The 5258-nt window shown below is 56.4% G+C and carries 3 rRNA genes; all 3 read right to left on the reverse strand.

The annotated features are described in order from the left end of the window. Positions 1-7: 7 nt before the first annotated feature. The 3 genes from rrf to GH740_RS13810 all read right to left on the reverse strand — a co-directional run bounded on the left by rrf (position 8) and on the right by GH740_RS13810 (position 5255). Positions 8-124 (reverse strand): 5S ribosomal RNA (gene rrf / locus GH740_RS13800). 116 nt (positions 125-240) lie between these two features. Then, positions 241-3352 (reverse strand): 23S ribosomal RNA (locus tag GH740_RS13805). A gap of 378 nt (positions 3353-3730) precedes the next feature. Beyond that, positions 3731-5255: ribosomal RNA gene (locus tag GH740_RS13810) — 16S ribosomal RNA — on the reverse strand. The 16S, 23S and 5S rRNA genes sit together here, the layout of an rRNA operon. Positions 5256-5258 lie beyond the last annotated feature (3 nt).

Raw genomic sequence — 5258 nt, forward strand, 5'->3', positions numbered from 1 at the left:
AATGGAAGTCCGGCGGTGTCCTACTCTCCCACAGGGTCGCCCCTGCAGTACCATCGGCGCTGAGAGGCTTAGCTTCCGGGTTCGGAATGGGACCGGGCGTTTCCCTCTCGCTATGGCCGCCGAAACACTGTTGATGTATCACGGTGACAACAACGATGAGTATCGTGTTGTGTTGGTTTTCGACCGTACATCGAGAACCACAAAGTGGACGCGAGTCACCCGCAAGGGATGACGGAAAGTGTTATCAAGTCATCGGCTTATTAGTACCGGTCAGCTGCACGCATTGCTGCGCTTCCACATCCGGCCTATCAACCCAGTAGTCTAGCTGGGAGCCTCTCCCCCTAATGGGGATGGAAGTCTCATCTCGAGGCCGGCTTCCCGCTTAGATGCTTTCAGCGGTTATCCATCCCGAACGTAGCTAATCAGCGGTGCTCCTGGCGGAACAACTGACACACCAGAGGTTCGTCCAACCCGGTCCTCTCGTACTAGGGTCAGATCCTCTCAAACTTCCTACGCGCGCAGCGGATAGGGACCGAACTGTCTCACGACGTTCTAAACCCAGCTCGCGTACCGCTTTAATGGGCGAACAGCCCAACCCTTGGGACCTACTCCAGCCCCAGGATGCGACGAGCCGACATCGAGGTGCCAAACCATGCCGTCGATATGGACTCTTGGGCAAGATCAGCCTGTTATCCCCGAGGTACCTTTTATCCGTTGAGCGACAGCGCTTCCACAAGCCACTGCCGGATCACTAGTCCCGACTTTCGTCCCTGCTCGACCTGTCAGTCTCACAGTCAAGCTCCCTTGTGCACTTACACTCGCCACCTGATTGCCAACCAGGTTGAGGGAACCTTTGGGCGCCTCCGTTACTCTTTAGGAGGCAACCGCCCCAGTTAAACTACCCACCAGGCACTGTCCCTGAACCGGATCACGGTTCGAAGTTAGACATCCAGAGTGACCAGAGTGGTATTTCAACAATGACTCCACCCGAACTGGCGTCCGGGCTTCACAGTCTCCCACCTATCCTACACAAGCCACACCGAATACCAATACCAAGCTGTAGTAAAGGTCACGGGGTCTTTCCGTCCTGCTGCGCGTAACGAGCATCTTTACTCGTAATGCAATTTCGCCGAGTTCGCGGTTGAGACAGTTGGGAAGTCGTTACGCCATTCGTGCAGGTCGGAACTTACCCGACAAGGAATTTCGCTACCTTAGGATGGTTATAGTTACCACCGCCGTTTACTGGGGCTTAAATTCGCAGCTTCGCCTTGCGGCTGACCGCTCCTCTTAACCTTCCAGCACCGGGCAGGCGTCAGTCCGTATACATCGTCTTGCGACTTAGCACGGACCTGTGTTTTTAGTAAACAGTCGCTACCCACTGGTCTCTGCGGCCACCACACCCTTTCCCGCGCTAGGCGGTATAAGCGGATGGCCCCCCTTCTCCCGAAGTTACGGGGGTATTTTGCCGAGTTCCTTAACCACGATTCTCTCGATCTCCTCGGTATTCTCTACCTGACCACCTGAGTCGGTTTGGGGTACGGGCGGCTGGAACCTCGCGTCGATGCTTTTCTCGGCAGCATAGGATCACCCACTTTTCATCCGCATCGTGTCTCACCCTTGGTGACTCCCGGATTTGCCTAGGAGTCGGGCTACGCACTTGCACCAGGACAACCATCGCCTGGCTTGGGCTACCTTCCTGCGTCACACCTGTTAATACGCTAGCCGCACCAGCATGGGGTCGAGCGTTCACCAGGACACCATCACCCCGAAGGGATCCGGCACGTCCTGGCTAGGACTCTTAGCACCACTGGATTGACTGGGGCGGTTCTTCGCCGGTACGGGAATATCAACCCGTTGTCCATCGACTACGCCTGTCGGCCTCGCCTTAGGTCCCGACTTACCCAGGGAAGATTAGCTTGACCCTGGAACCCTTGGTCTTTCGGAGGACGTGTTTCTCACACGTCTTTCGCTACTCATGCCTGCATTCTCACTCGTGTGCCGTCCACGGCTGGGTCACCCCGCCGCTTCACCCGGCACACGACGCTCTCCTACCCATCCACACGACTGGACCCGCAAGGGCCGGTCAAAATATGCGAATGCCACAACTTCGGTGGCGTGCTTGAGCCCCGTTACATTGTCGGCGCGGAATCACTTGACCAGTGAGCTATTACGCACTCTTTCAAGGGTGGCTGCTTCTAAGCCAACCTCCTGGTTGTCAAAGCAACTCCACATCCTTTCCCACTTAGCACGCGCTTAGGGACCTTAGATGGTGGTCTGGGTTGTTTCCCTCTCGACGATGAAGCTTATCCCCCACCGTCTCACTGCTGCGCTCTCACTTACCGGCATTCGGAGTTTGGCTGACGTCAGTAACCTGGTCGGGCCCATCGGCCATCCAGTAGCTCTACCTCCGGCAAGAAACACGCAACGCTGCACCTAAATGCATTTCGGAGAGAACCAGCTATCACGAAGTTTGATTGGCCTTTCACCCCTATCCACAGCTCATCCCCTCAGTTTTCAACCTAAGTGGGTTCGGCCCTCCACGACGTCTTACCGTCGCTTCAGCCTGGCCATGGATAGATCACTTCGCTTCGGGTCTAGGACATGCGACTGAACGCCCTGTTCAGACTCGCTTTCGCTACGGCTACCCCACCCGGGTTAACCTCGCCACACATCACTAACTCGCAGGCTCATTCTTCAAAAGGCACGCTGTCACCCCTACCAAGGAGGCTCCAACGGTTTGTAAGCAAACGGTTTCAGGTACTATTTCACTCCCCTCCCGGGGTACTTTTCACCTTTCCCTCACGGTACTTGTCCGCTATCGGTCATCTGGGAGTATTCAGGCTTATCAGGTGGTCCTGACAGATTCACACGGGATTTCTCGGGCCCCGTGCTACTTGGGATACTCTCCACGCCAAGAACACGCATTTCGGCTACAGGGCTGTCACCTGCTACGGCCCGCCTTTCCAGACGATTCGCCTATACGCTCTTGTCACGCCGACTGTCCGGCAGAACAGTCAAGAAAGTCCCACTACCCCCAACATGCAACGCCCGCCGGCTATCACACATGCTGGGTTTGGCCTCTTCCGGTTTCGCTCGCCACTACTCACGGAATCACGGTTGTTTTCTCTTCCTGTGGGTACTGAGATGTTTCACTTCCCCACGTTCCCTCTACCCGCCCTATATATTCAGACGGGAGTCACCAGGTCGGCACGCCGCCCGGCGGGGTTTCCCCATTCGGAGACCCTCGGATCAAAACTTGCTTATCAGTTCCCCGAGGCTTATCGCAGATTGCTACGTCCTTCTTCGGCTCCAGATGCCAAGGCATCCACCGTTTGCTCTTAAAGACTTGAAATCACATGAGCGAGGACCACCCCGAAAGGCAGCCCTCAAAAATCATCTTTCTTTAAGATGCTCGCGTCCACTGTGTAGTTCTCAAAGTACGGTCAGCACCCACCCGCACCGCCCCGAAGAGCAGCCAGACAGGCCTGAGAGAAACACTCACGACCCCCACCCGAAAGCAGGAACCGGTCCGGTCCCTCAGGACCCAACAGCGTGCCGGCACCCCGCTCCCCGACCCCCACGTTCCAACCACCCCCGAAGGGACGATGTACTAGCAGGAATCAGCCGCGCTGATGCCATGTCAAATGTTCCACCCATGAGCTAACCAGCACCACACGAACGGTGATGATCTGGCGCCTGGAAGACCCGAAGGCCCCCAGCTGCTCCTTAGAAAGGAGGTGATCCAGCCGCACCTTCCGGTACGGCTACCTTGTTACGACTTAGTCCTAATTACCGATCCCACCTTCGACAGCTCCCTCCACAAGGGTTGGGCCACCGGCTTCAGGTGTTACCGACTTTCATGACTTGACGGGCGGTGTGTACAAGACCCGGGAACGTATTCACCGCAGCGTTGCTGATCTGCGATTACTAGCGACTCCGACTTCACGTAGTCGAGTTGCAGACTACGATCCGAACTGGGACCGGCTTTTTGGGATTCGCTCCACCTCACGGTATCGCAGCCCTTTGTACCGGCCATTGTAGCATGCGTGAAGCCCAAGACATAAGGGGCATGATGATTTGACGTCATCCCCACCTTCCTCCGAGTTGACCCCGGCAGTATCCCCTGAGTTCCCACCATAACGTGCTGGCAACAGAGAACGAGGGTTGCGCTCGTTGCGGGACTTAACCCAACATCTCACGACACGAGCTGACGACAACCATGCACCACCTGTACACCGACCTTGCGGGGCGACCATCTCTGGCCGTTTCCGGTGTATGTCAAGCCTTGGTAAGGTTCTTCGCGTTGCATCGAATTAATCCGCATGCTCCGCCGCTTGTGCGGGTCCCCGTCAATTCCTTTGAGTTTTAGCCTTGCGGCCGTACTCCCCAGGCGGGGAACTTAATGCGTTAGCTGCGTCACGGAATCCGTGGAAAGGACCCCACAACTAGTTCCCAACGTTTACGGGGTGGACTACCAGGGTATCTAAGCCTGTTTGCTCCCCACCCTTTCGCTCCTCAGCGTCAGTTACGGCCCAGAGATCTGCCTTCGCCATCGGTGTTCCTCCTGATATCTGCGCATTCCACCGCTACACCAGGAATTCCAATCTCCCCTACCGCACTCTAGTCTGCCCGTACCCACTGCAGGCCCGAGGTTGAGCCTCGGGATTTCACAGCAGACGCGACAAACCGCCTACGAGCTCTTTACGCCCAATAATTCCGGATAACGCTTGCACCCTACGTATTACCGCGGCTGCTGGCACGTAGTTAGCCGGTGCTTTTTCTGCAGGTACCGTCACTCACGCTTCTTCCCTGCTAAAAGAGGTTTACAACCCGAAGGCCGTCATCCCCCACGCGGCGTTGCTGCATCAGGCTTCCGCCCATTGTGCAATATTCCCCACTGCTGCCTCCCGTAGGAGTCTGGGCCGTGTCTCAGTCCCAGTGTGGCCGGTCACCCTCTCAGGCCGGCTACCCGTCGACGCCTTGGTAAGCCATTACCTCACCAACAAGCTGATAGGCCGCGAGCCCATCCCGAACCGAAAAATCTTTCCAACCACAGAAGATGCCTTCGCGATTCATATCCAGTATTAGCAGCTGTTTCCAACTGTTATCCCAGAGTCCGGGGCAGGTTGCTCACGTGTTACTCACCCGTTCGCCACTAATCCCCCAGATGCAAGCACCCAGGTTCATCGTTCGACTTGCATGTGTTAAGCACGCCGCCAGCGTTCATCCTGAGCCAGGATCAAACTCTCCGTAAAAAA

Source organism: Microbacterium sp. SYP-A9085 (assembly GCF_009649635.1).
Lineage (GTDB): Bacteria > Actinomycetota > Actinomycetes > Actinomycetales > Microbacteriaceae > Microbacterium.